This window comes from Streptomyces sp. NBC_01317, from assembly GCF_035961655.1.
Taxonomy (GTDB): Bacteria; Actinomycetota; Actinomycetes; order Streptomycetales; family Streptomycetaceae; genus Streptomyces.
The window spans coordinates 1843331-1866818 of the sequence record NZ_CP108393.1; the positions used below are offsets into that span (position 1 = coordinate 1843331).

A 23488-nucleotide genomic window follows, 5' to 3' on the forward strand; every position below is an offset into this window, starting at 1 on the left:
ATCAGTCCGGACCAACTCAGGAGCGCTGCTCACCACTGCGCTCCAGGGACTTTTCAGGGACTTTCAGTGCCGTCCAAGGGACTTCTGAGGGACTTTTCGCCGCCTAACGCGGCAAGCCACCGAAAGACCGGAAAGGGCCTCCGACGCAGGTCAGATACGGCAGCTGTAGATAGCTGTTGTTGAACCTTTCTGATCATGGTGTGGTGTCGGCGTACGCGTGCCAGCGGCGGGCGCGCTGTTGGTGTCGGCGGCGCCAGGTGGACCACCACAGCAGGTGGTCGCGGTCTCGTCTGGGCGGCGGAAGGACCAAGGCCCGTAGCAGGTGGAGGAGTTCGTGGCTGCTGAGGGGGACGAGGTCGGCCTTGTGGGGATCGTCGCGGGTGGTCTGGGTCCACGTGGACGGCGGGCCGTTCCCTTGTGGCCCCCGGTGCAGCGCGTGGCTGCACCGGGGGCCGATCGCCTTTGGGCGTCTACTTGATCCGTTTCGGTGCTGGTCCCGGGGCTATCGGTCGATGCCGAGGTAGCGGGCGAGGTGGACGATGATTTCTTGGGTGTATGGGGTGAGTCGGTACAGCGTTTTGCTGATCAGTTTGGTGGCGGCGGTGGTGAGGTTGGCGAGGCTGGCGGTGTTCGTCGGTACGTTCTTGATGTCGGGTTCGAGGGTTTGGACGAGGTCGTAGATGCTGGCGAAGCCTTCGCTCTGCAGGGCTTTGGCGAGGGAGGCGGGGGCGTTGGGGGTGGCGGCGGCGGGGTCGAGGAGGCGGCTGATGAAGGTGACCCGGTGGAAGACGCGCCAGCAGGGGGGTTTCTGGTCGGCCTGGTGGGCTTGGCGCAGGGCGGCGGCCTGGGGTGAGGTGGCGAGCCAGAGCGGGTCGATGACCTTGCCGTAGAAGTCCTCGAAGTTGTCCTTGGTGACGTCGAGGTAGAAGGTCATGAAGCGGTAGGCGTCGACCCGGCCGGGGGCGTTGACGGGTTGGTTGGTGGTGGGGTCGTAGACGGGGGTTCCGCTGCTGGTGTAGCGCTGGAGGTCCCGGCCGCCGGGGCATTCGACGTCGAGCCCGAACGTCTTGGTGGAGGTCTTCGACCTGGTGCGGGTGACGCTGCTGCCGCCGGACATGCTGGCCTCGAAGCCCATCTTCGCGCCGCCCGCCGCGCCCTTGAGTTCGAACATGGCGCCGCCGCTGATGGTGCCTTTGATGGAGTAGGAGCCGCCGGTGGTCTCGGTGACCGTGTCGGTGGTCTCGTTGGACTCGGCGAAGAAGCCGCCACCGGCGGTCCAGACGTAGGTGTTGGCGAGGTTGCGCCGGGCGGAGGACTTGCTGGCGATCTCCTTGACCTTCTCGGTAGTCCGGTCGGGGGCGTGGGTTTCGGTGGAGACCGAGTCGTAGAAGCTCTGCAGCTGTTGGGCCTGGCGTTCGACGCGGCGTTTGAGGGCGTACGCCTCGCGGGGTTTGAAGTAGCTGTACTCGGCGCCGTCACCGGCGGTGGGGTAGTGGGCGGGGTCGGAGAAGGGGCCGGTGAGGCCGTAGCCGACGAGCCCGTCGAGGGTGCCCTGCTTGGTGTACAGGGGGTTGATCTGGAATTCGATGATGTTCCAGTCGCGGGGGATGTCGGGGTTGGGCATCATCCGGTAGGCGACGAGCGCGCCGGTGTGTTCGAGGCGCAGGGCGAAGACGTCGGCGGTTTCGGACTGGACCAGGGCGTAGCCGGTGTTGGCCGGTACCCACCGCTGGCCGGCGGCCGGGTTGAGCGGGTGGTTCGGGTCTTCCCACGCGCCGCTGAGCGCGACGGCGCTGGTGCGGGTGGTGTTGCTGCCTTCGGAGACCTCGGCGTCGCTGGTCCAGCCGTTGGAGTAGTCGAGGCCGAATTCGAGGTTGCCCTCATTGGCGAGTTTGAAGACCGGTTGGGCGGTACCGAAGCCGAGGGGTGCGGTGATGCCGAGGACGTCGGCCGAGACCTCCCAGGAGAACTTCATCTTCGCCGAGACGTCCATGCTGGTCTCCCGGCTGGACGACAGGGTGTTGGTGACCTCTTCGGCCTGGACGAAGGAGACCTTGGTGGCGTCGACGTAGTCGTCGGTACCGGGTCGTTTGACGAGGTTCTCGGAGGGGACCGGGGGTGCTCCCTCGATGTAGCCGACGAGTTGCGGGTCGAACTGGGCCTGGCCGACCCAGGTGCTGGCGAGGTTGCCGACCTTGTAGCCGGTCACCAGGTACCAGAGGCCGTCCTGCTGGTAGGTGTAGCAGCGTTTCATCACCCCGCGTACGCCCCGGTGCGGGACCCGTTGGACGTCGGCGTACTCGACGACCGCCGGTGCGGTGCTGATCAGTTGGTGGAAGGTGGTGCGGATGCCGGTCAGAGCGGAGCGGACCTCGGCGGTGTCGGTGGAGATCGGTGCGGTGGACAGCACGACGGTGGGCTCGCCGCCGCTGGTGGTGGTCAGGTTGATCCCGCGCGGTCCGGCGTCGAGGACCGGGGCGCCGGTGACGGTGGAGGCGGCGTCGAACGGGTAGTAGCAGACCAGGTCTTCGGACTCGCCGCGCAGGCGGGTGAAGACGTTGTCGAGGATCTGTTCGCCGGTCCTCGCGGTCTGCCACACCCGGATCTCGTCCAGGTTGCCGGCGAAGGCGTCGCGCAGGGTGTTGTCGGTGGTGCTGACGCCGCCGACGGTGAACTGCTCCGGGCCGTAGCCGGCGGTCACGACGGTGTCGGTGGCCGGGACCGGGTCGGCGGGGGTGGCATCGCCGTCGTGGTAGAGCCGGAACAGGTTGGCGCCCGGGTCGGGTGTCTTGACCCAGGTGGCGCCGTGCAGGCGGCCGGTGTAGGTGCCGGCGACGTCAGCGGTGGTGTTCCCGGTGTCCTCCGGGAACGTCCACTGGGCGACCAGCCCCGGCGTGGCTTCGGTGACCGCCACGCCGATCTTCGCCGCCTCCCGCGCCACGCTCCACAGCCGCACCTCGCTGATCACGCCGCGCAGCCCGTAGCCGGTCTGGCCGCTGCGGCAGCGGCCGATCTCCAGGACCTGGTCATTGCCCGTCTGCGCCGTGCCGTTGAGAGTGGCGCTGCCCGCCGCCGCGCCGTTGACGTAGAACTGGATGTCGCAGGCGTTGAAGTTGCTCGGGTTGGGTTTGCGGGTGACCGCGACCCGGGTGAACACGCCGGCCTGAAGTCTGGTGGTCGAGACGGCAACGCCCGGCTGGGCGGCTGCGGTGTTCTCGTAGGTGAAGGCGAGCGCCCCGTCGGGCTGCACATAGAGGTTGTACGGCACGGTCCCGCCGGCGCCGTCGGCCAGGCCGCCCTTGCAGACCAGGCCCTGAGTGTCGCCGAGGGTGTCGAGCCGCAGGGAGACCTCGATCGTCACGTCGCCGGTGAGGTTGAGGGCGTCGGCGCGGCCCGTGTCGAGCCACGCGGCGCCGTCGAAGCGCAGTGCCCAGTCCTGCTCGAATGCCGCCGCGAGGTGGCTCCACTGCCCGGCAGGGTAGATGTCGCGGCTGCGGACGAGCTGGTCCCCGACCCCGGCGAGGACCTTGTATCCGGGGAAAGCGGAGCCGACGACCTTGGGGTTCCCGGCGATTGTCGCGTTGTTGCCCCGCCCGGTCAGGTCCGTGGTCCGCCGGCCGAGGAAGTTCCAGTAACCGAGCAGCCCCGTCTCCCGGCCGGTCAGCCGGCGGTCCTTGTCCGCCTTCAGCTCCTCCGCGGTTCGGGCGCGCCCCCAGACGCGCACCTCGTCCATATGGGCGTATGCCATGCCGGTGGCGGCTTTGCCGAGCCAGAGCTTGCCGGTACCTGAGAAGTGGCCGGCCGCGGTGTCGCGAGCGACTTCCACACCGTCCCGGTAGATGATCTGCTGACGGTTGGTGCCCTCACGGTCGTACACGCAGGCCCAGTGGTGCCAGTTCTGATCGCTGTAGCTGGTCGGGACTTCCACGCTGTCGCCCAAGAAATCCATCATGAAGCCGTTGTTGGCGCGGAACCCGATGTGCAGGGCCTGGTCCGTTGTGCTTCCGGCGCCGAGGCCGACCATGAAGTCGTTCCGGCCGGTCGCCAGGCGCTTGGCCCAGAACTCCACGGTGAAGGAGGTGCTGGTCAGGTTGATGCCGGTGCCGCAGTCGAGGAAGTCGTTGCTTCCGTTGAACTCGAGCGCCGAGGGGTAGGGCGCGCTGGAGACGCCGAGGGTGTACCGGGTGGCAGGGGTGCCGGGCAGGCTGGCGTGCACGATGCGGGTCTGCGGGCCGATGGACCCCGGGTTGGCCCAGGCTTCCAGGGTGAGGTCGCCGCCCATCGCCGCCCGGGGACGCTGGGCCGCGGGGAGAGCGAGCCGCTTGGTGCCGTCGAAGGCGAACGCTCGCCCGGGGGCGTGGCCCCGCCACCTGTTGCCCCGGCCGGCGACAACGTCTGCGGCCGTGCCGTCGGGGACGGTACCGGTGGCGTCACCGGCATCGACGGCGACGATCAGCGAGCCGTTGTCCAGGCGCTCCCCGAGACGGCCGGCGACGGCGGCGGTGTAGTTGTAGACGACCGTGCGAACCGGCGCGCCCGCCGGGACGGCGGCCGGGTTGACGGTCAGGGTGAAGGTGGTGGCGCCGACGAGCGCGGCGTCGCGCAGCGTGTGGACGACCCCTGCGACGCTGACCTGGGCGCTCGCGGCCAGCGCCACCGACAGCGGCGCGGCGAGGGTCACGGTGGCGGCCTGGACCGAGGCGACCGCGCCCAGCGGATCCCCGGTCGGGGTGCCGTTGAGAACGGCCGCGAACAGGTCGGCACGCCGGGGCACCAGAGCAAACGTCTCGGTGTGGGTAGTGCTGGTGACCGTACGGGTGATCGTCACCGTGCATCGGTCGGCGTCCGGGCCGGCGGAGACGGTGAGGCTCAGCTCGGGCAGGGCGACCCCGATGTCCCGGCTGGCCAGCGTCAGCCGGCCGGAGGGCAGCGTGATCTGCTTGGTCGCCCGGGAGGCGGTGACGTCGTAGTACACGGAGAAGAACTGCCCGTCGACACCGCGGAAGTACAGCACCACGTCACCGGTCGCGCTGTCGAGCAGGACCGGGGTGTCCTGGCTCCACGCGAACGCCAGCACCGCGCCGAAGACGCTCAGCCCGGCACTGTCGACCGAGACCGTCGGCATCGCCAGGGTCACGTCGTCGCCGCCCTGCAACCCGCCGCTGAGCACGGCCAACCTCGCCTGCTGGTCGGCCAGCAGCGTCTGGTCCCGGGCCAGTTGCGCCCGCGACTCCTCCTGACTGCTCAGCGCCGCGTTGTAGGGGCCGGCCACCGACCCCAACGCTCCCAGCAACTCGCTCGCACGGGGCGAGCGATCGAACGGCGATATCCAGCCTCCCTGGTCGTAGCAGTAGCCGGAGTTCACGAAGCTCCAGTACCTGTCGTTCCAGTACTGGTACGACGGCTGAAGCTTCCGCGCGGACTGCTCCGCCTCGTCGAGGAGACGTTGGGTCGCGACCATCCTCGCCTGCGTGGTCGTGACCGCGGTCTGGGCCGCGCTGAGCAGATCCATGTCGCTGGTCGGGTTCGGGCGCCCGATAGTGGACAGCGTCACCGACCGGGGCACCCGCGCGAGCCGCCCGTCGGCCGCGAGAGCCAGATCGAGGGTTGCGAGCAGCGGGCTCCCGCTCGGGACGGCGGTCTCGACCGTCGGGCACGCCAGCAAAACCCTCGCCTGCCGCTTGGCCGCGCTCGGCCGGTCGGCGTAACCGGCGGCAGTCTCCTCCTGCTGGAAGTACAACACCGCCGACACCCCGGAAACCAGCGACCGGCCCGCGAAACCGAACGTCTCCCTCGACAGGCCCGGACTGTCACCCACCGGCGCACCCGAGGTCAGCCACACCGCGCGACCCCGGACGGTTCCGTCGAACCCGTTGTCGGTGTGGTCGGCGACGCTGCTCCCACCACCCTCGTCCAAGCGGTAGTAAGTGACCAGCCCCGGCTCGACCCCGGCCAGCCGGCGACGGAAATCCCGAGTCAGGTCAGCGGCCGGCCGCGCCTTGCTCCAGACGCGCACCTCGTCGAGGTTCCCCTTGAAGAACTCGGTGGCGCCGGTTCCCGACGGCCGGGCACCGACAAACGTCACGACTCCCGAAGGAGCGGAAGGGGTGAACGACATGGGCCCGGAGGCCACCTCGACCCCGTCCACGTACAGCCGGCCCTTGGGTGTCGTGCCGCTCTCGAACACCGCCGCGACGTGGGTGAAGCGGTTGGTCGACACCGCCGCGTTGGGCGAGGTGACGGTGTTCCCGGCTCCGGGATGGGCCAGCGCGAGGGCCCCGGAGGCAGTCAGCCGCAGCGTGAACGATCCTGCCTGCGTCCCGTCGCCGGCGGCCACGATCACCCCACCGGCCGTGGCCGGGCTGACCCATGCCTCCACCGTGTAGCCACCCTGCAACCGCGTACTCGGCCCGCTTCCCAGGTCGACGTAACCGTCCTGTCCGTTCAGCCCCAGTGCCGCCCCCGCCCGGTCGGTCGGCAGCGGAACCGGCACCAGCGGCTTCTTCGTGAACGGATCCACCCCGGGCTCACGCTCCAGCACTGAGGCCGCGTACCGGGGGTCAGAACTGGTGTAGAACTGGGTGCCCGCGAGGTTGAAGAGCCCGTCGTCGGCCCGCTCGACGTTGAACGAATCAAGCCGGCCCGTCACCTTGTTCACCGCGAACAGCTGCCACCGCGACACACCGTCGACCTGGGTGGGCAGCAGCATCACCGCGAACTCACCGTCGGCGACGTTGCGGACGAAGGACAGCTGCCGGGTCGGCTCGTAGAACGGGTCGCCGTCCAGGTCCCTCGTACCGAGCGTGTCACTGCTGGACGCGGGCACGGTCTTGCTCCGGCTGCGCTGGTAGCGCACCTCCAGCACCGGTTTCACCGTCGCACCCACCTGCACGAACCGGTCGCACAGCATGGTGTTGGTCACCAGAGGCACCTTCGCGCCGGCCGTCCGCGCGTAGTCCGTCCGGGCCGCGTCCCCGGACGCGCCGCCGCCGGTCAAGCGGAACAACGCGTCCGGATGCGTCTCGTCCACGGACTGGCGGAACAACAGCAGGTACCGGCCGTCGGAGACAACCTGGAACGGCGCCTGACCACCCAGCCGAGCCGTCGTGGACAGGAACGGATCCAGATCCTCGGACTGTAACTGCACACCGCCGGACACCTCGGCCCGCCCACCCGACCGCACCGCCGGCACCTCAACCGTCTCACCATCACCGAAGCCGACCTCGGTCACCTCGGCCGGGAACGTGAGCAGCGGCGGATTGTCGGCCCAGTACGAACTGTCGATCTCGCCCCGCTCGCGGCTGCCCAGATCCAGGTTCAGCACGCTGTAGTAGATACGCCGGGAGTCGTCCATGGCGAACGCCACCGTCGCCCCCTGGTGACGCACCATCGTCGTGTACACGTACTTCCTGTCGCTGTACACCCTCACCAGATTCTTGTTCGGCACTCACAACCTCCAACTCGACGGCCCACGCACGTGGGCATGAGAAACGGCGGGATCAGCTCATGCACTGAACCCTCCTGGCGAAAACCAACTACCTGGGCATCCGAATTGACCATCCGGAACCCGTGGAGCCGCGACGAAACGACGCCACACATATGAAGCACGTGCGGCGGAAGACTTCTGACCGATCGAGAAAAATTCGGAATCTTGTTCGACGAATCTTGCCCGGACCAACTGAAAAGCTCCGAAGCAAAGCCCACACGCGCAAAGCGGATCGGCCCGCACTGCGCGGACGACCGTTTAGGTCACTCGGTGAACATCGAATACGGCCAGTGGATCAAGAGACATCATGGTCGCCCCCGGGTGGCGACCACAATCGAACACCCGGCTCATTTCTTTGACGGAGGGCAACTTCCGTGAAGAGAGGCTAAGTCGACCTGTTCGATGTCGTTCGATTTCGATTCGGCACGAAATGACGATACGAGCGGTCGACGGCTCGGGCCGTTGAGCTCTGACGGGTCGCCCCCTCGCGACTTCTTCGCCGACCATCCCCATAGCCGACCATATTCTCTGCCCCTCCCCCGAGCAGTGTCCCCGATTCTCGGCTGCCGAGTTGCTGTGCGTCAAGAGGCGGTCGGCTCAGCGTCACAGTCCATTTTTCCCCCGATATTTTATCGCATGGTGCGTCCTTGGTTCGGCGGTGTTGGTTCTCGCCAAGATGCGATGTTCCGGTTTCATGTCGGTGGAATGGTGTCAGTGACGGCACGTCAGGTGTGGGGGGGTTTGTGCTGGTGGTAGCGAGGTTGGGGGATCGGGTCACTGACATGGGGTGGTACATGGGGGTCATGTCGCTGACACGGAGCGGTACACCCCCTTGTGCTCCGCTGTCATGGGAACGGCACTTCTGATCCTTGAGCGGCTGTGTGGCGGCATCGTGGGCTGGTATGGAGAACGGTGGCGTTGTTGGTGCGGGCGGCGGACTGCCTGTGGCGTCGCGGGTGGCACTACGTGGTCCGGCGGTCCGGCGGCTGCTTGCGCTGCAGGTGGGGGGTGAGCTGACGGCAGGCCACGTCGGGGTGGCTGCGGTAGCGCTGGGGGTGGCGGAGCGCACGGTGTGGCAGTGGCTGGCCGCCGCTACTGAGAGCGATGAGGCCGCGGCTGCCGCTCCGGCGGACCGTAGCCGGGCCGGTGTGAGGTTCACGATCACCTCGGAGGTGCGCGGTCTGCTGGTGTTGTGGAAGGGGAACGTACGGGCGTCCACCGGGAATTGACGGTCCGGGCGGCCCGCCAGTCCCCGTCCGGTGCAGTGCCGTCGCTGACGACGCTGCATCGGGCGATCCGTCGTGATCTGTCACGGCAGCCGTAGTTCCGGCGTCTGGGCTGGTCAGCGCGCTGAGGGGCTGGGTGCGGGCATGGGTGCGGCCACCGCGATCATGAACGTTTGTGACGACGTATCAAGAGACGGTGGCCGCGGAGGCCACGATAGCCGAGCAGGCGTGGGCCGAGACGTTCGGGAGGGCGATGGCTGCGGTCGCGGGCTGTTTCGCGCGGCGCGAGACGCGAGCGACTATGGCGGAGCTGGTCGCGGGGCTGCTGATGGAGGTGGACACGCGCAACTGCTGGACGCTCGGGCAGGCGCTGGGGCACCCGGGTCCGCACCGGCTGCAGCACCTGCTCTCCCGGGCCCGGTTCGACCACGAACGGGCACGGGAGGAGATCGCCCGCCTGGTGGCCGGTGAACTCGCGGGCCAGGAAGTGGTGTTGGTGGCCGACGAGACAGGGGATGCGAAGTCCTCCACAGACTGCGTGGGGGCCGGCCCGCAGTACTCCGGTGCGCTCGGCGGCGTCGGCCTGTGCCGGGTGGCGGTGCATCTGGCGGCGGTCACCGCAACCATGAAGGTGATCGTGGACCGGGCCCTGTACCTCCCGGCGGACTGGGCCGCGGACGAGGAGCGCCGCGAGGTGGCCGGGGTCCCGGAGGAGGTCGTGTTCGCGACGAAACCACAGCAGGCGCTGTCCATGGTGACCGGCGTGCTCGCGTCCGGTCTCGATGCCCGATGGTTCGCAGGCGACGAGGTGTACTGCGGTCGTGAACTGCGCCGGGGAATAAGGGCGTTGGGCCTGGGCTACACAGTCGGTATCGCCGCGACCTACCAGGTCACCGACGGGGCCGGCCACCGGTGGGAGGCCCGCAAGCTGATCAACAAGGTGCGGCCCGAGCAATGGCTGCGCCGGCGGACAGGGCACGGCGCGAAGGGCACCCGCGAGTACGACTGGGCCTGGCTCGAGGTCCGCCCCGACGACACTCCCGGCGGGAACGGGAACGGGAACGGAAACGGGAACGCGGCTGGGGCTGGGGCTGGGGCTGGCACGAGTGTGCTGGTCGCACGGCGGCACCGCTACACCGGCGAGGTGTCCTACTTCCGCTGCTGGGCACCCGGCGACGTCCCGCTCGGCACGCTGGTGGAAGTGATCTGCCGGAGGTGGCGGATCGAGGAGACCTTCCAACTCGCCAAGGGCTTCACCGGACTCGACCAGGGCCAGGTGACCTGCTGGAACTCCTGGATGCGCTGGTCACTGTTCTCCCTGATCGCCGCCGCCGTCCTCGCCCTCACGGCCGCAGCTGTCCATGATGGCTCCGAGCGGCAGCCCGGACTCGTCCCGCTGACCTGTCCCGAGCTCATCCGTCTCCTGCGGGCCATCGTGCTGTCACCACCCGCCCGCGACCGTGACCACGTCCTGCACTGGACCGCCTGGAGACGCCATCACCAAGCCGTCGCAACCGCCTGCCACCAGCAACGACACCGCCGCCACGACCAGCCGTGATCAAGAACTACAGCTGCCGTGTCAGAGGCCCTTTCCGAGGCAAAGCCGCAGGTGGCGGCAGACGAGTCGGGCTGTACGCCGGGTTCTGTCGCCCTCCCTGTAGGCGTACAGGCGTCGTCGTCGATTCAGACCTCGCGATCCACCGCCCGAGCTTCCAGCCATGCCTCTACCTCCGGCCAGCGGTAGCGCAAATGGCGACCTACCTTGTGGGCTCGCGGACCTTGGTGTCGGTGATTCCATATGTAGACCGTGTTCAGTGGCACGCCCAGGAAGTCGGCCAGTTCCCTAGCACTCAGCAACGGACAACGGCTCCCCGCGCCACTGGAGGCTTCTGTCGCACTGGCGGTGGTTCGACGCATAGGGACTCCAGAAGGGCTCGGAGCGGGCAGGAAAGAACCACGTGAGCGATAGTTCGCCGGGGTGGCAGACGGAACAGTGACACGGAATTCCAGCCGAACCAAATAGAAGAACTTTCGGCGAAACGCCTACGACTCCCCCGAACTTTCGGAAGACACCAGCGAATCCTCGGCGAGGGCTCGTCGAATCCTCGCAGACATGTGAGCGAGGATTCTCCGAGTGAGATCCTCCCCACCGCTCTGCACCCTTTGCCGCAAAGGCCCCAAGAATACGTTTGACATTTCCGCATCACCTGGATCAACATCCCATTAGCTCAGGACGCGACGAACGGGCACACAATCTCGCCGTCGATGAAGCACCTGAGACGGGAACCCACAAAGAGACTTCAAGACCCACCGGAAAGTAGGAGTTGCATCCATGCCGTACGACCGCTGGCACAAGTCGCGTCCGAAAGCCGGAGAGTCGGCCTGCCGGGAGCACGGCAAGGTCCCGACAGCGGATCACGGGGTCGGCAAGCGGTGGCAGGCCCGTTGGCGCAACCGGGAAGGTATCCAGCAGACGGAGTTGTTCCGCACCGAGACCGAAGCCCGCAGGCACGAGACCAAGATGCGATCCGGGGTGGACGACGGGTCGTACATCAACCCCCGCGCAGGAGAGGCCAGGGTCTCAGAAATCGCCCTCACATGGCTAAAGGGGCACGAGCACAAGAATCCGCGCACGTACCGCCGCTACAAGGAGCGGGTTCAGCTGCACATCATTCCTACCGCCGTTGGGAAGATGCGTGTGAAGGACGTGAAGCCGTCGTCACTGCTGAACTGGCTGCACGATCGCCGGCAACTGCTCGAAAGTTCCACGCTGCGCCTGGTCTTCGACAACCTTCGGGCCATATTCGACCTGGCTGTGGACGACAGCCTGATAGCCAAGAATCCCTGCCTGGCCAAATCAGTACAGGATGCCAAGCCGAAGCGAGGAGACGGCGGCCGGGCAGAGCTGACCCTGACATGGGAAGACACCGAGAAGATCCGTGCCGAACTTCCCGACCGCTACAAGGCACTCGTCGACTGCGGTCGCGGCCTGGGACTTCGCCAAGGAGAAATATTCGGCCTGTCGCCGGAAGACTTCGACTGGACGCATCCGGACGGCCCGATGGTGCATGTACAACGGCAAGTAGTCCACGACGGCTCGTTCCTGACGTATGCCCTCCCCAAGGGGGGAGACGACGATGACCCGAAGGACCGCTGGATCGAGCTGACGAATGACGTGGCCATCCCCCTGCGCGAACACATGGAGAAATACCCACCCGTCGAGGTGACCCGACCGTGGGGCCACAAGGGCGGCGACCCGGTCACGGTACAGCTGATCTTCTACACGCGGGAGAAGACCGCTATTCAGTCGAACTGGTTCAACTCCTACCGCTGGAAGCCCGCCCTGGCAGCAGCCGGCCTCATCAAGCCCCTTGACCCCGACGCGAAGGGGCGGTGCTGGGAGAAGTCCCGCGACATGATGATGCATGCCCTGCGACATCTGTACGCGTCGATGATGATCAACGGCGGGGTGGACGTGTACACACTCGCGGACCGGCTCGGACACGCCGATCCCGCGTTTACTCTCCGTAAGTACGTGCACCGGATCGTGGGAGCCGGTTCCAAGATCCGCATCGCGGTCCGGAGTGCCTACACGAGGGCCGCCTGACACCCGCACTGGTCAGCTTGTGCAGCATGCGTGCAAGATGATCTTCAAACGGCTCGTTTAAGCAGGTCAGAGAGGCCGTAGAGGAGTTCCGCGACATCTGACGCCCGAATGCCGCCGCACCCTGTCCGACCCGCCGTTCAGCGGGTCAGGGAGGGGTGCGGCGGCATCTCTGTTACGCGAAGGCCGCGTCGATGGCGGCGCTGCCCCGTGCGCCGGCTCGGCCTGCCGCTAAGCACCTTCCGGCGGCACCTGTGGGGACATGACCGCCCGTACGTCACCGAGGCCGGCGCCGGTGCCCACGCTCCGGTCCGGGCGATCGAGTCGGAACGGGCACGGGCGTACGTGCCGTTCCCGGGCGTGGTCACATCGGCTCGGGACGGCGTCCGCGGCTCCCGGCCAATGCCTACTTTGGCCGGAATTCGTCCCGCCCGGAGTTATGCGGGATACACACGGAGACCAATCGGCCGATTGGTTCGAATTTCAATTACGAAGAGTTTTCGGATAAAACCGCTAGGTCGGCCCTGCCGCATTCGAACAGCCAAAGATCCATTCCGCACGATAGGCCGTGCGCCGCCCCGTCGGTCCCAATGTGTCCGGATGACGGCTTATCTCCTCGGATTTTCTCTGGTTAAGTGGAATGCGTTGTGCCACACACCTATTGAGGAGGCCATATGGCCGAAGTCAGGAAGGTTGCCCGACCCGCGGTCACCGCGTCGTCACGGCCCTGCGCGTTCGTCTCGCCGGACAAGGGCAACGCACCGACCATCACCCCCGTCCCCCAGCAGGCGAAGGTCGACACCGTCGACACCACCCCTGCTGTGCTGCAGGAACAGTCCGCCTCCGCCTAGGTGCCCGGGCTGACAGCGGTTCCGCCCGGCCCGCCGGACCCAGGACCGTCGCGCGGACCGAACCTCTGAACGAGGTCGGTCCGCGCCCCAGGGGCCGTGGGCCGGCCGCACCGCGCGGCCGCCGTGAGAACGGCCGCCAGGAGAACGGCCGCGCCAGCACCCGAAAGCCGTGAGACGCAGGGAGAAGGCTTCAGAAATGCAGAATTCGGTGTATCAGTCCTCGCGCTATGTTCGCACCCTACGTACCGCCGGCGACCGGGATTTCACTTCTTTCGGAGGGCGCCTCAATTCCTTCGAGGGCGACGAGCGGACCATGGCCTTTCATTCGCTGTACGGGAATGCGCGGCTCGTCGACAAGGACGTGGTCGAACTCCTGCGCGAAGCGTCCCAGGGCCTCAGCGTGGACCGGCTGCGGGAGAGGATCGACGACGATTCACTGCGGGACCTCGTAGCGGCGCGATTCCTGGTCGAGGCGGGGCACGACGAGGCCGAGGAGATCGACGGCCTGCTGAAGAGCCGTCAGGACGCGCTGGGCACCGGCGTGTTCCACTCCTCCATCCAGCTCGTGCTCACCAACGCCTGCAACTTCTCCTGCCAGGGCTGCTTCGCCTACAACTTCGACGGCGGCGTGGAGGAGCGCAACACGTCCGGCGAGACCGTGAAGCCCGGCCCCGTGCTCGTGGAGCTGCGGCGCTCCCGCGAGGAGGACTCAGCCCCGGCCCACCAGGACTCGGGGCCCACGCTGGCGAGCGGCGACTGGAACCACGGCTCGGACACCGGCCGTAACCCGTCGATGCACATGTCGCGCGAGGTGGCCGAGAAAACGATCAAGGAAGCTGTCGCGTTACGCAAGGCCAATGGCGGCGGCCATCTGAGTGTGTCCTTCTTCGGCGGCGAGCCCACCCTGGCGCGGGGGACGATCCTGCACGTGCTGCGCACCTTCGGCGACAGCCACGACGGGGTGTCCCTGTCGTACGACCTGACGAGCAACGGCTCCCGCATCGACGACGAGCTGCTGGCGGCACTCGCCGAGCACCGCGTCGACACCACGGTCTCCATCGACTACCTGGTGCCGGAGACCGGCGAGTTCCGCGGCGGGCAGCAGCAGCGCACCGCGTGGCCCGTGGTCCGCAAGGCGATCCTCGACATGAAGGCCGCGGGCGTCCCGGTCAACATCACCACGGTCCTCTCCCAGTACACCTGGGAGAAGTGGGGCAACCCGCTGATCGACTTTGTCGCCGAGGCGGGTCTGGGCACCCTCGACGTCATCGTCTCCTTCCAGGCCAACGAGTTCTTCCAACGGCACAGCCCGCACGACGTGGCGCAGCGGCTGCTGGCCGCCGTCGACTACGGGCGCGAGCGCGGGGTGCAGCTCAGCGGGTACTGGTACCAGACCTTCCAGATGATCATCGATGAGGCCAAGTGGGCCGAGCAGGCCGACTACAAGACCTGTCCGGCGGTCGGCCGGCAGCTCTCCATCGAACCCAACGGCAGTGTCTTCGCCTGCAAGGCCACCGCCCGCACGCTGGGCACCATCGACGACTGGCGGGGCATCTTCGCCTCCCCCGCCTACCAGGACTACGGCATGCGCGCCTACACCAACGGCCCCGGCTGCCGCGGCTGCGAGCTGCAGGGCACCTGCTCGGGCGGTTCGGCAGGTGCCCTGGAGGAGGAGAACGGCTCGATCCAGGTGATGTCGCCCGGCTACTGCGGCTACATGCGCGAGGTGGTGCAGGGCCTCCTGGAGCGCCACCACGCGCTGAGCCTCGCCGCGCTGTCGTGAGCGGGCCCCCGGAGATCTCCCCGGCGTCCCGCGCGGGGCGGGCCGCCGGACCGCGGGTCCGCCCGCGGCCGGCCGAGGAAGGGTGACTGGTTCCATGGCGACGATCGGTATGCACTTCGGCCACGACGCGGGCGCGGCCCTGACCGACGCGAGCGGTTACCGGGTCATCGAGGCGGAACGCCGGCTGCGGCTGCGCCATGTGTGCGGGGGCAACGGCGACTTCCCGCACGCGGCGGCCGACTGGCTGGCGGAGCTGCGGGAACAGGCGGCGAGCCCGGTGACCCGGGTCGCGGTGGCCGACTGGTACACCCCGGTGTGCCGGGTCCTGCCGCCGGCGCTGGTCGAGTTGGTCAACGAGGACGCGCACTGGGCGGCCACGGGCGGAGCCGGACCCACCGACGCGGTGACCCGGGTGATCAAGCCGGTGGACTGGCCACTCGCCGCGGGCTTCGGGGACATCACGCTCGTCGCCGTACGCCATCACTACGCGCACGCCGCGCTCGCCTACTACACCTCCGGCGCTCGCAAGGCCCTCGTGCTGGCCCTCGACGGGACCGGCAACTACGCCGAGTGCGGCATGGTCTGCCTCGGCGACGGCGACCAGCTCACCCCGGTGATGTCGTTCACCAACCGCGGCGGCCCGCGCTTCGGCCTGGTCTACGAGGCGTTGGCCCGGCGGGTGCACGGCAGCCAGTTCGACACCGGCAAGCTGCTCGGTCTGGCGGCGGCCGGCGAGAGCGACCCCTCCCTCCTGCCGGTGCTGCGCGCCATGCTGGTCCCGCAGTCCACCCGGCGCGCCTCGCCCGACCTGTACGAGCGGTTGGACGAGGACCGGCTGACCGGGTCGGCGCTGCGCTACGCCGACACCTGGTGGGAGTACGAACCGGTCAGCGGCGGCTATCTGGACGCCGGCCTGGCCGATTCCTCGGACGACGACGTGGTGCACTCCTTCGGATCCGTGTTCCCCGACGAGATCCGCACCCCCGACGGCCGGACCACCGCGGTGGGGACCTCGCCCGACGAGCGGGTCTGCCGGGACCTCGCCGCCACCCTGCAGTCCGCCGTGGAACGGGATCTGACCCGGCTGTTGACCGGCGTCAGCCGGCGGTTCCCGAGCTACTCCACCCTCTGCTACGCGGGCGGCTGCGCACTCAACATCACCGCGAACAGCCGCCTTGCCGAGTCCGGGCAGTTCACCCGGGTGTCCATCCCGACCTGCTGCGACGACTCGGGCATCGCACTGGGCGCGGCCCTGGCCGTCGCGGAGCCGTCCGACCGCCCGGCCCTGGCGGGCCGCTCGGAGTGGGCGCGGCTGGCGTACGCCGGGCCGCCACTGGAGGGACTGGAGGGGCTGGAGGCACTGGACGAGCCGTCGCCCGGGGGAGCGTCGCCGGCCGGCGCGGCCGGGGCCGGCTCCGGACACGGGGCCGGCGAGCAGCCGGGCGACGGCCCGGGCGCGCGGCTGCGCGCTCTCGGGCTGTCCGCGCGCGCCCTCGCCGACGACGAGGAGCTGGTGGCGGCGGTCGCGGACCTGCTGGCCGAGCGGCGCTGCCTGGCCTGGCTGGACGGCGGCATGGAGACGGGACCCAGGGCGCTCGGACACCGCTCGCTGCTGGTGTCGGCGCACTGGAACGGCGCCCGCCGGCACATCTCCCGGACCATCAAGGGGCGCGAGTGGTTCCGGCCGGTCGCCCCGATCTGCCCGGAGGAAATCGCGGACCGCTATTTCACCGGCCCCCTGGACCACACCGACAGCATGCTGTTCGCGGTGCGGGCGCGGCCCGAGGAGTCCCACCGCCTCGCCGAGGTGCGGCACATCGACGGCACGGCCCGCCTGCAGACCGTACGGCCCGACACCCACCTCCTGCTGCACCGGCTGTGCCACGCGGTCGGCGACCGGACCGGGCTGCCCGTCCTCGTCAACACCAGTGCCAACGCAGGCGGCAGGCCCATCCTCAACCACCTCGACCAGGCTCTGGAGCTCCTGGCGGAGACGGAACTGGACGCCGTGGTGCTGCCCGGGCGCCGTCTGATCGTCCAGTGATCCCTGCCCGCCCGGCAGCGGGAGGGCCGCCGGAGAACGGCGGTGCGGTCCGGGCCCGCCCACCCCATCCCCACAGGCGCCGTCCCCCTGGAGAGTGCACGTGTCCACCACCCAACTGCGAGACATCCGCAAGACACAGCCGCTGCGCGTCCTGTCCCCCGCCGACTTCGCCCGGTGGACCGAGCAGGGTTACGTCATCGTCCGCCGGGCGGTGGCGCCCGAGACGGTCACCGCGCTCGCGGCCGGACTGCGTTCCTTCCTCGACATGCGCACGGACGACCCCTCGACCTGGACGTCCCCGCACACCGGCAACGACCGGCTGCCCGGCCACAGCGGACTGGTCGAGATGTACAACCACCAGGCGCAGTGGGACGTACGCCAGACACCCCGGGTGTACGAGGCGTTCACCGACGTCTGGGACCTGGACGAGCTGTGGGTGACCATCGACTTCGCCAACGTCAACCCGCCCAACCGGGGACAGCGCGCCTTCGACGGGTTCGTCCACTGGGACGTGGACACCTCCGCCGACCCGCTGCCGGTGAGCTGTCAGGCGGTGCTCTCGCTGACGGAGGGCGACGAGGAGATCGGCGGCTTCCAGTGCGTGCCCGAGATCTTCGCCGAGTGGGAGAAGTGGGTGAGCCGGCAGCCCGCCGACCGGGACCCCTTCACCCCGGACATCACCGGCTACTCGATCACCACCCCGGAGGTGGCACCCGGCGACCTGATCATCTTCAACAGCCTGCTCCCGCACGGCGTGCACCCGAACGTCTCCGAGGGGCGGGTGCGTATGGCGCAGTATCTGACGATGGCGCCGGCCTGGGAGGAGAACGCCGAACTGCGTGAGGCGCGGGTGGGGTTCTGGCGGGACCGGGTTCCGCCGCACCCGCCGGAGGGCGGGGCCCGCAAGCGGGAGGCGGAGCTGTACGGGCCGGCGCGCCTGACCGAGCTGGGCGAACGGCTGCTGGGACTGCGCGAGTGGCACCGGGGGAGCGTCGTTGGCTAGCACCGCCTCACCGAAGGCCCGCGCGGAGGGACGGGCGGACCTGGGCCGTCCGTTCCACTGGCTGTGGGCCTCCACCGCGGCCTCCAACGCGGGCGACGGCGTCACACGGACGCTGCTGCCGCTGCTCGTCGTCGCGCACCACCCCGATCCGGCGGCGGTCGCGGGCCTGACGGCTGTGAACATGCTGCCGTGGCTGCTCCTCGCGCTGCCGGCGGGTGTCCTGGCCGACCGGGTGGACCGGCGCCGCCTCGTGCTCGGCAGCAACGCGGTCCGGGCGGCGGCGCTGGCCGGAGCGGCCCTCGCGCTCGCGCAGGACCGGCCGCTGGTCCTGCTGTACGGGCTGGCGTTCGTGCTGGGCGTCGCCGAGACACTGGCCGACACCGCCGCCCCGGCGATGCTGCCGCGCCTGGTCGACGAGCGGCACCTGGAGCGGGCCAACGGGCGTCTGTCGGCGGCGCAGATCGTGCTCGGTGAAACGGCCGGACCGCCCGTGGCGGGTCTCCTCGCGGGGCTGGCGGCCTCCGTCGCGCTGGCCACGGGCGGCGCGCTGTACGCGCTGGCGGCGCTGCTCCTGCTGAGCCTCGTCCCGTCCCCCGGGAGCGCGCGGGCGCCGCAGTCGGGCGGGGCGCGCTCCGCGGAGGCGCGCGGAGAACGGCGAGGAGGTGTGCTCAAGGACATCCGGGAGGGCGTCGGGTTCGTTCTGCGCCACCGCACCCTGCGGCTCACCCTGGCCGCGAGCGCCCTGTACGGACTGGTCTTCTCGGCGACCTTCTCGATGCTGGTCCTGCTCAGCGACCGCACCCTGGGGCTGAGCGGCGCCGGGTACGGACTGCTGCTTGCCGCCGGGTCGCTGGGCGCCGTCGCGGGCAGCTGGCTGGCGCCCCGGGCCGCCGGCCGGCTGCCCACCGTACGGCTGGCCCGCTGGTCCCTGGCGGCGTCCGGAGTCGCGTACGTCCTGCTGGGAGCGGCGCGGGACCCCCTGCTCGCGGGGCTGGCGCTGGCCGCGAACGGCGTCTTCATGATGGGCTGGAACATTCCGGTGATGTCGCTGCGCCAGCGGCTGACGCCCGAGAACCTCCAGGGCCGGGTGATGAGCGTGTCCCGGCTGTGCGCCTGGGGCACCATGCCGGTCGGCGCCTTGCTCGGCGGGCTGCTCGCCGGAGCCCTGTCCGTCCCCGCGGTGTTCGTCGTCTGCGGCGCCGTCCTGACCGCGGGTGCCCTGCTGCTGCTCGCCCCCCTGCGCGACTCCCCGGACGGACCCGGCCGGTCGCGCCCGCGTCCCGATCCGCACGACCGCCCATCCGACAAGGAGTGACCATTGGACACGCAGTTGTACGACACGGTGATCGTCGGGGGCGGCCCGGCCGGCCTGAACGGGGCTCTCTACCTGGGCCGTTCGCGCCGCCGGGTGTTACTGATCGACTCCGGCGACGCGCGCAACATGGCGGCCGGGGTGATGCACAACGTGCTCACCAACGACGGTGCGGGCATCGCCGACTTCCGGGTCCGCTCTCGCGCCCAACTCGACCAGTACGACGTCTCGTTCCGCGACGACGAGGTGGTGTCCGCGGTCGGCGAGGGCGACTGTGTGGTGGTCGCGACCAAGGAGTCGGGCGTCTTCCGCGCCCGCACCCTGCTGTACGCGGCGGGCGTACGTTCCCTCCTGCCCCCGGTGCCGGGGATCACGGACCTGTGGGGGAAGACCGTGTTCGAGTGCCCGTACTGCCACGCCTGGGAGGTCCGCGAGCGGAGCATCGCCGTGTACGGCGGGGCGGTCCCCGGTGAGTGCCTGGCGTCGACCCTCACAGTGTGGTCCGACGACATCACCTACCTTTCCGACCGGCGGGAGCTGCCCGAGGACGAGCGGGACCGGCTCACCGCGGCAGGGGTGCCGGTCCGCGCGGAGAAGGTGGCGGGACTCCACCCGCACCCCGACGGCGTGGGCGTGCGGTTCGAGGACGGCGGCGCCGCGAGCTACGGCGCGTTGTTCCTGCACCTCGACATGGAGCCCCGGGTGGAGCCCCTGCGCCCCTGGATCGACGCACCGGACCTGGAGTCGCTCCAGACCGACGACCGGGGCCGCACCGGCGTCCCCCGCCTGTACGTGGCGGGTGACCTGGGACGCAACATGCACCAGGCGGCGATGGCCGCGTCCAGCGGCGGACTGGCCGCCATGGCCGTCAACGCCGACCTGATCCGGGAGGACCGGCCCGGCTCCCTGCCCGCGCCGCCGCCCGCCCGGACGCCCTGACCGCTGCCCCGCAGCTCGCCCTCCACCGCGCACACCGACGGGAGCACCGCGACGATGACATCACCCCGCGCCGCGTACACGCCGCACATGGAGCACTACACTTTCGTCCTGGAGGACCAGCCCTATCTGGGGTACTTCCAGTACGGCGGTGAGAAGACGCCCGTCCACACCACCGACCGGCACGGTTTCCGGGTCACTCCCGGCCCCGGCGGGCAGCGGGCCACGGTCGGCGACGACCGCCCCGAGGGCCCCGCCCGGGTACTGGCGGGCAGTTCCGCCGTGTTCGGCGTGGGCGCCACCGGGGACGCCGCGACCATCAGCGCGCGCCTGTGGAACGCGCACGCGCCCCGCCTGCCGTGGCTCAACTTCGCCGGCCAGAGTTACAACTCGGCCCAGGAGCTGCTGCTGTTCACCCTGTTCCAGCACGAGCTGCCGCCCGTCGAGGACATCGTGCTGATGTCGGGGGTGAACAACATGGTGCTGAGCAGGCTGCCCGAGGAGAAGCAGGGCCGGCACGGCGCGTTCTTCGACTGCGGGCCCGCCCCGGACGTCGTACCGCCGCCGGACCGGCGGGTCGCGCACGCGACCGATCTGACCCTGCGTCATCTGCGCGGCTGGAAGGTGCTCGCGGACGGGCTCGGGGCGCGGTTGACGTTCGTCCTGCAACCGCTCGCGCCGTGGGTGCGCGAGGAGCCGCTGCCTCGCGAGAGGCTCCTCTTCGAGGAACTGGACGAGGTGTCCAACTTCCGCCGGTTCCACGACGACATCTCCACGACGGCGATCGGCCGCTCCTACGCGGAGCGGCTCGCCACCGGCTGCGCCGTGCTGGATGTCCCCTTCCTGGACATGAACGTCGAGCTGGGTGAGGCCGCCACACCGGAGGACTGGCTGTTCGTCGACCGGGTGCACTGCACCGACCTGGGCTACGACCTGGTGGCCCGGCGGCTGGCCGACCGTCTGGACCTCGCGTGAAGGGGCCCGGCGACGGCGGGGAGCGCGGGACCGAACCGCCCCCGCCGGCCCGCCGTCTCGCGTCCTGGCTCCGGATCCGGAACCGCGTCGTGCGGAGCGCCGACGCCGCGGACCCGGTCGGGCCCCCGGCCACACCGGAGGCGGACCGGACGGCCCGGGAGTCCCCACCGCCGAACCGGCCGCGCCCGCAACCGGAGGACGACGCGTCCGTCTATCCGCTGTTCTGACCTGGGGAAGGTGGCGGCATGGGAAAACGGACCGGTGCGGGGCCGACCGGCGGCGCGGGCCGGGACGGTCCGGTCCTGGGCATCTCCGCCTACTACCACGACAGTGCGGCGGCCGTGGTCCGCGACGGTGTTCCGGTGGCCGCCGCCCAGGAGGAGCGGTTCAGCAGGCGCCGGCACGACTCCGGCTTCCCGGACCGGGCCGTCGCCTACTGCCTGCGGGAGGCGGGGCTGCGCCTGGACGAACTGGCGGCCGTGGCGTTCTACGAGGACCCGGCACTGAAGTTCCGCCGGGTGATGGCCACGTGGCTGGCGACGGCGCCGCACGGCTTCCCGGTCTTCCGCCGGGCCTTCCCCTCGTGGGCCGGCTGGAAGCGGCACGCCCTGGACGATGTGCGCGCGCGGCTGGGCGCGCTGTCCGGAGGACGGCCGCTGCCACCGGTGGTGGCGCACCGGCACCACGCCTCGCACGCCGCGTCCGCGTTCCTGCCCAGCCCGTACCCGTCGGCGGCGGTGCTGTGTGTCGACGGTGTCGGCGAGTGGGCGACGACGACGCTGTGGCACGGCCGGGGCACCGGGCTGGTCCCGCTCGCCGAGCTGCGCTTCCCGCATTCGCTCGGCATGCTGTATTCGGCGTTCACCCACTTCTGCGGTTTCAAGGTCGACTCGGGCGAGTACAAGCTGATGGGCCTCGCCCCGTACGGGACGCCTCGCTGGGCACCCCTCATCCGGGAGCGGCTGATCGACGTCAAGGCGGACGGGTCGTTCCGCCTCGATCTGCGCCACTTCACCTTCCAGTACGGCAGGAGCATGACCGGACGGGCCTTCGAGGAGCTGTTCGGCGGGCCGCGGCGCGTCCCCGAGGGACCGCTCACGGAGCGGGAGTTCGACCTCGCCGCCTCGGTGCAGGCGGTGACCGAGGAGGTGGTGCTGCGGCTGGCCCGCACCGTGGTGGAGCGCACGGGTGAGCGGCGGCTGTGCCTGGCCGGCGGTGTCGCGCTGAACTGCGTGGCCAACGGAAGGCTCGTGGACGAGGGCGTCTGCGACGAGCTGTGGGTGCAGCCGGCCGCCGGGGACGCCGGCGGCGCGCTGGGCGCGGCTCTGGCGGAGTCGCACGGCCGGGGCGCGCCACGCACCCATGTGCGGCGAGGTACGGACGCGATGGCGGGCGCCCTGCTCGGTCCTGCGTACGACGCCGGCCGGATCGCGGAGTTCCTGGAGCGGGGCGATCGTCCCGCCGTGCGCCTGCCGGAGCCGGAACTGGTCGAGCGGGTGGCCGCCGAGCTGGCGCGGGGGAAGGTGGTGGGCTGGTTCCAGGGGCGCATGGAGTTCGGTCCGCGCGCGCTGGGCAACCGGTCGATCCTGGCTGATCCGCGCGATCCCGGGACACAGTCCACGCTCAACCTGAAGATCAAGTTCCGGGAATCCTTCCGCCCCTTCGCCCCCGCTGTGCTCGCCGAGGAGGCCAAGGACTGGTTCGACCTCGCCGGGGAGAGCCCGTACATGCTGCTGACCGCGCGGGTCGCGGCGTCGCGACGCCGGTCGTACGGGCCGGAGGCGGAGGCACTGACCGGCCTGGACCTGCTGCGGGTGCCGCGCTCGACGATCCCGGCGGTCACGCACGTGGACGGGTCGGCCCGGGTGCAGACCGTCACCGCCGAGCGCAACGCCCGCTTCCACGCGCTGCTGACCGCGTTCCGGGACCGGACGGGCTGCCCGGTGCTGGTGAACACCTCCTTCAACGTGCGCGGCGAACCGATCGTCCGCGACCCCGCCGAGGCGTACGCCTGCTTCATGCGCACCCGGATCGACCTGCTGGTGCTGGGCGACTTCCTGCTGGACAAGCGGGACCAGCCCGCGTGGCGGGAGGAGGGGGACTGGCGTGCCGCGATCCCGGTGGACTGAGTTCCTGGGCACACTGGGCCTGGCCGTCCTGTACTTCGGCGTACTGACGCCGGTCGCGTGGTGTGTCCGTGCGGTACGAGACCCACTGCACCGGCCCTGGGACGCGGACCGGCCCGGCTATCTGGAGCCGCCGGACCGG

At 69.8% G+C, this 23488-nt stretch carries 12 protein-coding genes; 10 read left to right on the forward strand and 2 right to left on the reverse strand.

Annotated features, from left to right (window positions below; translation table 11 throughout):
* Nucleotides 1–502 precede the first annotated feature (502 nt).
* On the reverse strand, nt 503–7447 hold the full coding sequence (locus tag OG349_RS07755; protein ID WP_327233901.1) for a LamG domain-containing protein: 6945 nt from the start codon (nt 7445–7447) through the stop codon (nt 503–505).
* Nucleotides 7448–8887: 1440 nt separating this feature from the next.
* Between OG349_RS07755 and OG349_RS07760 the strand changes: the two genes are divergently transcribed.
* The gene (locus tag OG349_RS07760) at nt 8888–10270 is read left to right on the forward strand and encodes an IS701 family transposase (RefSeq protein WP_327233902.1); all 1383 of its coding nucleotides are present in this window, start codon (nt 8888–8890) and stop codon (nt 10268–10270) included.
* A 125-nt stretch (nt 10271–10395) separates the two neighbouring features.
* Here the strand turns inward: OG349_RS07760 and OG349_RS07765 are convergent, their stop codons facing one another.
* The gene (locus OG349_RS07765; RefSeq protein WP_327233903.1) at nt 10396–10629 is read right to left on the reverse strand and encodes a helix-turn-helix transcriptional regulator; all 234 of its coding nucleotides are present in this window, start codon (nt 10627–10629) and stop codon (nt 10396–10398) included.
* 415 nt (nt 10630–11044) lie between these two features.
* On the opposite strand from OG349_RS07765, the gene OG349_RS07770 reads away from it, so the two are divergent.
* The 9 genes from OG349_RS07770 (at nt 11045) to OG349_RS07810 (ending at nt 23349) form a co-directional block, all read left to right on the forward strand.
* Nucleotides 11045–12319 carry a tyrosine-type recombinase/integrase gene (locus tag OG349_RS07770; protein WP_327233904.1) on the forward strand — a complete coding sequence of 425 codons (1275 nt, stop codon included), beginning with the start codon at nt 11045–11047 and terminating at the stop codon, nt 12317–12319.
* A gap of 671 nt (nt 12320–12990) precedes the next feature.
* Entirely contained in the window at nt 12991–13167 is a 177-nt protein-coding gene (locus OG349_RS07775; RefSeq protein WP_327233905.1) for a hypothetical protein, read from the forward strand.
* Between the two features lie 313 nt (nt 13168–13480).
* A complete protein-coding gene (locus OG349_RS07780; protein WP_327233906.1) occupies nt 13481–14950 on the forward strand; it encodes a radical SAM/SPASM domain-containing protein in 1470 nt (489 codons plus the stop codon).
* 94 nt (nt 14951–15044) lie between these two features.
* Entirely contained in the window at nt 15045–16994 is a 1950-nt protein-coding gene (locus OG349_RS07785) for a carbamoyltransferase C-terminal domain-containing protein (RefSeq protein ID WP_327233907.1), read from the forward strand.
* 100 nt (nt 16995–17094) lie between these two features.
* Nucleotides 17095–17997 (forward strand): phytanoyl-CoA dioxygenase family protein, encoded by a 903-nt coding sequence (locus OG349_RS07790; protein WP_327233908.1) that lies wholly within the window; start codon nt 17095–17097, stop codon nt 17995–17997.
* Entirely contained in the window at nt 17990–19312 is a 1323-nt protein-coding gene (locus OG349_RS07795; RefSeq protein ID WP_327233909.1) for an MFS transporter, read from the forward strand. Before OG349_RS07790 ends, OG349_RS07795 begins: the two co-directional genes overlap by 8 nt.
* Nucleotides 19313–19315: 3 nt before the next feature.
* Nucleotides 19316–20248 (forward strand): NAD(P)/FAD-dependent oxidoreductase, encoded by a 933-nt coding sequence (locus tag OG349_RS07800; RefSeq protein WP_327233910.1) that lies wholly within the window; start codon nt 19316–19318, stop codon nt 20246–20248.
* Between the two features lie 87 nt (nt 20249–20335).
* Nucleotides 20336–21220, forward strand: coding sequence for an Inducer of phenazine A (locus tag OG349_RS07805; protein WP_327233911.1), 885 nt, complete (start codon nt 20336–20338; stop codon nt 21218–21220).
* 245 nt (nt 21221–21465) lie between these two features.
* Nucleotides 21466–23349 carry a carbamoyltransferase family protein gene (locus tag OG349_RS07810; RefSeq protein ID WP_327233912.1) on the forward strand — a complete coding sequence of 628 codons (1884 nt, stop codon included), beginning with the start codon at nt 21466–21468 and terminating at the stop codon, nt 23347–23349.
* The last annotated feature ends 139 nt before the right edge of the window (nt 23350–23488 follow it).

What these genes read in the sequence shown, in the direction of transcription:
- OG349_RS07765 (WP_327233903.1), bottom strand. Translation starts at nt 10,629, where the DNA reads ATGCGTCGAACCACCGCCAGTGCGACAGAAGCCTCCAGTGGCGCGGGG.
- OG349_RS07770 (WP_327233904.1), top strand. Translation starts at nt 11,045, where the DNA reads ATGCCGTACGACCGCTGGCACAAGTCGCGTCCGAAAGCCGGAGAGTCG.
- OG349_RS07775 (WP_327233905.1), top strand. Translation starts at nt 12,991, where the DNA reads ATGGCCGAAGTCAGGAAGGTTGCCCGACCCGCGGTCACCGCGTCGTCA.
- OG349_RS07780 (WP_327233906.1), top strand. Translation starts at nt 13,481, where the DNA reads ATGGCCTTTCATTCGCTGTACGGGAATGCGCGGCTCGTCGACAAGGAC.
- OG349_RS07785 (WP_327233907.1), top strand. Translation starts at nt 15,045, where the DNA reads ATGGCGACGATCGGTATGCACTTCGGCCACGACGCGGGCGCGGCCCTG.
- OG349_RS07805 (WP_327233911.1), top strand. Translation starts at nt 20,336, where the DNA reads ATGGAGCACTACACTTTCGTCCTGGAGGACCAGCCCTATCTGGGGTAC.
- OG349_RS07810 (WP_327233912.1), top strand. Translation starts at nt 21,466, where the DNA reads ATGGGAAAACGGACCGGTGCGGGGCCGACCGGCGGCGCGGGCCGGGAC.